Source organism: Microcoleus sp. SVA1B4, assembly GCF_036700545.1.
Taxonomy (GTDB): domain Bacteria; phylum Cyanobacteriota; class Cyanobacteriia; order Cyanobacteriales; family Microcoleaceae; genus Microcoleus.
On the sequence record NZ_JAUBPB010000073.1, the window covers coordinates 30,320 to 36,313 of the forward strand.

The 5,994-nt window shown below is 48.1% G+C and carries 5 protein-coding genes and 1 pseudogene; 1 reads left to right on the top strand and 5 read right to left on the bottom strand.

Annotation, left to right across the window (positions count from 1 at the left end; all coding sequences use genetic code 11):
• The 5 genes and pseudogenes from QT987_RS25000 to QT987_RS25020 all read right to left on the bottom strand — a co-directional run.
• Positions 1 to 370: DUF5331 domain-containing protein (locus tag QT987_RS25000; protein ID WP_333245647.1), on the bottom strand; the 370-nt coding region annotated here is incomplete at its 3' end.
• 34 nt (positions 371 to 404) lie between these two features.
• Positions 405 to 1,271, bottom strand: coding sequence for a ferredoxin:protochlorophyllide reductase (ATP-dependent) iron-sulfur ATP-binding protein (gene bchL / locus QT987_RS25005; RefSeq protein WP_006634709.1), 867 nt, complete (start codon positions 1,269 to 1,271; stop codon positions 405 to 407).
• Between the two features lie 867 nt (positions 1,272 to 2,138).
• Positions 2,139 to 2,273 (bottom strand): annotated as a pseudogene (locus QT987_RS25010) (IS5/IS1182 family transposase); the annotation flags it as partial.
• A 175-nt stretch (positions 2,274 to 2,448) separates the two neighbouring features.
• Entirely contained in the window at positions 2,449 to 2,781 is a 333-nt protein-coding gene (locus QT987_RS25015; protein WP_333056568.1) for a P-II family nitrogen regulator, read from the bottom strand.
• A gap of 98 nt (positions 2,782 to 2,879) precedes the next feature.
• Positions 2,880 to 3,992, bottom strand: a complete 1,113-nt coding sequence (locus tag QT987_RS25020; RefSeq protein WP_333245650.1) for a sodium-dependent bicarbonate transport family permease — start codon at positions 3,990 to 3,992, stop codon at positions 2,880 to 2,882.
• Between the two features lie 1,065 nt (positions 3,993 to 5,057).
• Here QT987_RS25020 and QT987_RS25025 point away from each other — a divergent pair.
• Positions 5,058 to 5,282, top strand: coding sequence for a hypothetical protein (locus tag QT987_RS25025; protein ID WP_445299646.1), 225 nt, complete (start codon positions 5,058 to 5,060; stop codon positions 5,280 to 5,282).
• The last annotated feature ends 712 nt before the right edge of the window (positions 5,283 to 5,994 follow it).

Genomic DNA, 5,994 nt, shown 5'->3' on the forward strand with positions numbered 1-5,994 from the left:
TTTGAGCCGCTGTGGGTGTAGCAGTTGCAGTTTGAGCCGCTGTGGGTGTTGGAGATGTGCCGATCGTCTGCGGCACTATATTTGAGGGCATACCCAGCGCGATGTCCGGGTCAAAATTTAGCCCCAACACTTCGATCAGGCTGTCTGCATCCGGCTTGAGTTTTGAGAAGGGCAGCATTAATTGCTGGAGTTCCGGCTCCAGGGCAGCCGCAATTCCCAGGATGAGGTAAGAAACAGGCCTTTTCCCGCCGTCGGGTGTGGCGACCGTGTTGTCAGCCGTCATGTGCAGGAGCAGCCAAGCCCGATTTACCTGGTAGTAGTCCAACCACTTCTGTTTGAGAGCAACTGAAAAAGTATCAAAAAAAGCCATAACCTCTTTATCCTCATCCTGATCGCTAGACCTATTAAACCATCATCAGGTCTAGCTCATCTTCCTCCTTCTTGACCACCGGTTGCACTGGATTTAGATAAAAATCTGAAAGTAAGGCAAATAATTCGCGATCGGGCGTGTCGTTGGGCACTACTCCTTCGGGCATTGCCAAAATCTGGTCAGCGATGTTGAGGTAGTAATCGCAGACGTAATTGAGGGAAGGATCGCTTTCTGCCATCTCAAACAATGTTTTGCCTTTAACGCGAGAAACGCGAATGTCTTCAATCAGGGGCAGCACTTCCAGCACCGGCATGGGTACAGAGTCAATGTACTTGTCGATCAAGTCGCGCTTTGAGGTGCGGTTGCCAATTAAACCAGCGAGCCGCAACGGGTGAGTGCGGGCTTTTTCGCGGACTGAGGCGGCGATGCGGTTGGCGGCAAATAAAGCGTCGAACCCGTTGTCGGTAACAATCATGCAGTAATCGGCGTAGTTCAAGGGGGCTGCAAAACCGCCGCACACTACGTCACCGAGCACGTCGAACAGGATAATGTCGTATTCGTCGAAGGCATTGAGTTCTTTGAGCAGTTTGACGGTTTCACCGACTACATAGCCGCCGCAGCCAGCTCCTGCAGGAGGGCCACCTGCTTCTACGCAGTCAACGCCGCCGTAGCCTTTGTAGATGACATCTTCGGGCCAAACGTCTTCGTAGTGATAGTCCTTTTGCTGAAGGGTGTCAATAATTGTGGGGATCAAGAAGCCAGTGAGGGTAAATGTGCTGTCGTGCTTTGGATCGCAACCGATTTGCAAAACTTTCTTGCCGCGCTTGGCTAGGGCAACGGAGATGTTGCAGCTTGTTGTCGATTTACCAATTCCACCTTTTCCGTAAACTGCTAGTTTCACTCTTGGTTCTCCTATAGGTTTCTATCAAAACGATGAGGGCTGGGTTTTCCTGCAATTGCCATAGCCCAATTGCCATAGCCCAATTGCCATAGCCCAATTGCAATTTCCTTAATTTCAGTCGATTTGAGATTTCAGATTTGAGATTAAAGAATCGACTCCACAGATGAATCTGGGGCTTCTCTTTAACTAAAATTTTCGAGCTCGACGACTTTTGTTTGGGGCTTGTATCCGTCTTTGGGTTAGACCAATTTTGGACTCGGCCCTTAGTCACCTCGTTGAAAGCATTATTAGCTAACTTGCGATGAAAAGAAAGGGGGCGTCTAAATGAAAATGCTAGTAAATTTGTTTATTTTGCATCTTTGGGAATCTTAACTGGTTTTTTGATATAAAAATCTATTTTTATAATTTTTTTAGCTTTTAAATTAATTTTAAAATACTTTCTTAATATAAAGAGGTACAAAAATAAAACAAAAATAAACGAATCAAACAATCTGGGCTTTGGGCTTTCGGGCTAGGATGCAGGCAGTTGATGGATTGTGCGGGTAACTCGAACGGTCATCAAGACGCTAGTGGATGAGGCAAACTCGAAGTTAGTTCGGATCGCTTGGGTCAGGCGAGGGCAAAGTTATGGGATTTTAGATTTTAGATTTTAAATTTTAGATTGGGAAAGATTGACTTTGCTGAGGTTTCGGGTGTTTTGTAAAAAATTGTGAATTTTTAGGAATAGGTGGGGAAGTGTCCGAGTTTTGCAGTGAGGGAGCCTCCGAGAGTGGGCGAGGAGTCGAGTGGGGGATTGTCGGTATATTAGACCTATTGAAAAAAAAATCTATGTTAAAATTAAAGGTTTTGAATTTTAGACCTGATATCTCACTGATAATTGTAAAGTGTTGACAACAAATTACAACGGAGACCATAACGGCGGCGACGATTATAACGACTTGACAAAAATTTGAAAACTTTTAGACTCCTATTAATATGTTCAATCACTATTCGAGCCTGGGCTATAGATCGCATCTGGAATTTGCAGTTCGCTACATCGTTGGCGGCAATGACCATACCACCGATCAGAAAGCCTCGCGCTGGGGACTGCAACTGAGACCCAAGTCCGCAGGCAAGAAATACGGCTACTAAAAAGCCGGGGCATGACCCCGGCTTTTTAGGTCTGTGTCGTCTCGGTTCAACAGCCGTCTGGTCCACAGAAACTGTGCCCGTACAGTACCTCCGCGTCACAGATATAGATCATGCCCGCAAAATCGAGGAAAAACTTGACTGCGACCTGATCCGCAATATTCTCCGCCATATCCCGATCGGGGGTGAGCACCTCGAATTTTATATTCGCCGTGGTGTCAGAAACGCTAGGTTGTCCCGACGATCGCACGTTGCGACTGCCTTTACCGCCGGTTTCCAGAACCGTATAACCGGTTGCCCCGGCTTCTTCGATGATATTGACGATCTTCTTCAGCAGAATCTTTTCCGTGACGATGACAAGCTTTTTGGCTGGCTTGGGCATATTGGTTACCTCCTTACCTACGTATGTTGATCTTAATATATTGAGTCGCTTGGTCTGTTGGAGCAAGGGAGCGCCGACAGACCGCGACCCGTCTGGGATTAGCTGCCACCGATCGCCTGGGCCAGCCCGAGGAAGAGCGGTATACACAAGCCGATCGCAATGGGTGTACCGATGGCTGTGGATGCGCCGATGTAGGCGGAGGGATTGGCCGACGGAATCCCGGCTCGCAACGTGGGCGGACCTGAGATGTCTGAACTGGAGGCGGCAATAACAGCCAGGATCACAACACCGCCCAGGCTGAATCCTGTGGCGTAGTGGGCAATCATGCCGAGACCGAAGGCGATGAACCCATGCACCACCGGTGCCACTACGCTATACACGACGTACCACTGGGCCACCTTACGTAGTTCGCCAAGTCTTGACCAAGCCTCCATACCCATGACCAGCATCAAGATCGAAAGCAAGCCGCGGAAGAGGGGGTCGTAGAAGCTTTTATAGACACTTTCCGGCTGGGTGAACAGGCCAAGAGCAATGCCGAGCAACATTGCCGATAGGGCAGGACCCTGGAGGCTTTCTTGCACGATCGGCCATATCTTGACCCGATTATCCGCAGGCTTCTGCTGCTTGCTGAGATACTCTTGCCGGGTGCTGGGATAATCGCCTGCTGCAACGGGCTGCTTGCTGAAAGACTGCTGCACGGTAGAGTGGGCTGCTGCACTACCCTTCTTCTGGTTGAGATAAATGTTGGCCACCACAATCGCCGTTACGAGCGCTGGGATATCCATGAAGGGATAGAGTGCGGCAGCCCATGCCTCGTATGGCATGTTTTGTTCTTCCAGTAGTGTCAGGGCTGCAGCCATGGTAGAGCCACTCACAGCACCAAACAATCCCCCGGTCGCAATCGCATCTATGGTGTTGACCTTCGGCAGCTTGGCCAACGTATAGCGCGCGATGAATACAACAAGAACCCCTACTGCTACAGCAGACGCTGCGGGTATCACCATCTCCGTCAGGTTGGAATTGCGGATCGCCTGACCACCGGTCAGACCGATTTTCATGAGCAACATGAAGACGATGATCTGATTAATCGCCTCTGGAATTATTAGTTCGCTACCGAGAGCGGCAATGACCATACCACCAATCAAAAACCCGAGTGTTGGGGACTGCAACTGCTTAATGAAGTCCATTAAGAACAAGGACAAAAAATCCATGAATACCTCCTGCTGCCTCCTCTAAAAAAGAGCGATTATTGTGAGCGGTGAGATTTAAGAAGTAAGGGTGCAGCGCTTCAACCCTGCCGACAGGTGTTATGCGAACACCTGTCGCCAGGGGATTCAGAGATGGTCGCTCTCCGAATGGGGCTAGAAGGTGTCGCTGTCCCGCAGTAACTTCTATAGATCAATATCTATTAAGACCCAAAATTCTATGTACTTAAGTCATATTCTTAATTTCGCACAAACTTGCGATCGCTTTACATGGATATCCCACATAATTTCAAATTCAAATCATAAGTTTTCCTTTTATTCTCAGAAAACCCGTATATCGTCAGTGTAAATTGCGATCGCAGAATTTTCTCTATACACGGATATTGCACCGAGGACGGTATGGGATCAGCAAAATCAGGAACAGGAGTTGCGTGGACACCACTCTTCTAGCAATGACTGAGCTAATCAATCCACATTTCAGGGGGAGCTGTTGACGGTTCATAAGTCGTGGATGGACTGTAACTGGCAAGGTTAAACCACCCCACCGCCAGTAGGAGACCGAACCCACAGCCCAACAAAAAAGTCCAGGCGTGAGACGAGTCGAGTACGCAGAGCAGGCGGCGATCTGCGCTATACACCTGCACTAGCCAGCCTTCGCTGGTGTTGTCAAATTGGGTCCGCAGTTTAGTTGAGTCAAACTTGTTCATTGTGTACGCTCCATGCTGCTCGAATGTGTGTGGCGGTGGCGGGCACTTGCCCGCCGCTACGGAAATACCTGTCAGAAATTCAACTGTGAATGGAGAGTGTTTCAAGGAGAGAGACTGGAACGCTTAAACCTGACATTGATGTCGAACAGAAGACAGACATCTATGCTTTCGCCTTGAACGGTATTCTTAAGTTTATACTTAGATTTGCTGGTTGAATGGTTGTCATTGCGCCAAAAAGATAAGTGTTTTTTATAAAATGCTTCCGCTAATCTGAGTCAATCTTTCTCAACAGAGGGTAGTGAATTCGCCGATCTTTGGCATAAACTTAAAGATATGGTTCAAGGAAAAACCATAGAGTATTGCCTTGTCACGAAAAGGTGCTGCTGAAAAGGTGCTGCTGAAAAAGATCGCCAAGATCATCGAGGAAGCTGGGGCTGCCGGTTATACGGTGATGGAGGCTGGCGATCAAAGCAGTCGCAACGTGCGATCGTCGGGACAACCCACCGTTGGCGACAGCTTCTCGAATATAAAGATCGAGGTGCGAGGTGCTCACCGCGAATCGGGATATAGCATTGAAGATTTCGGATGAGGTCGCAGTGCAGTTTTTCGAGGATTATTCGGGCATCGCCTATAGCGCGTCGCGTGAGAACCCCGGTCTTTCCCGCAGGGTATGAAACGCAGTTGTAGCCTTTAGGCTACGAGTGTATTGTGTTAGAATTGAATTGTGCAGAACAAGTAGGCGTATCAACTACGTGCTGAACCATTCCTAGAACGGTGAAATTCCGGGCAGTAAGACACTCTCAGCATTTTTGACTGAGAAAGACTAAGGTACAGCCAAGCAGCGCAGGATGGGGAGCGTACCGAACTGGCTAGTGTTGAGAAGTGCGAACGAAAGCATACAAAAAGTAAGCGTAATTGCAGCACCGAAAGGTAGTTGTTTTGAACGTCTAGAGGTGTCTTGACAGCGCCATTAAGAGCGTCAAAACTTCTTAAGAATCTCCGCACCTTCAGGTCGGAGAGTGTCAACTCTGTGACGCGGAGGTACTGCACGCGCACAGGTTATGACTCACAACCCCAGCAATTCTCATTTTTGCAAGAAGCTTTCAAACACTGGGAATCTCGGTATTGTAATAGACCTCTTGCAAAAAAATCTATGTTAAATTTAAAGGTTTTGAATTTTAGACCTGAGAGTTCACTGATAATTGTAAAGTGTTGACAACAAATTAAGCTGTGGAGCATTTAAACCATTAACGATCCAGGTAAGGTGCGCCATTCGCGAACACTTACTATACATGGGAAAC

Excerpts from the sequence above, each read along its gene's own strand:
- QT987_RS25015 (WP_333056568.1), bottom strand. The coding sequence starts at position 2,781 with ATGCCCAAGCCAGCCAAAAAGCTTGTCATCGTCACGGAAAAGATTCTG.
- QT987_RS25020 (WP_333245650.1), bottom strand. The coding sequence starts at position 3,992 with ATGGATTTTTTGTCCTTGTTCTTAATGGACTTCATTAAGCAGTTGCAG.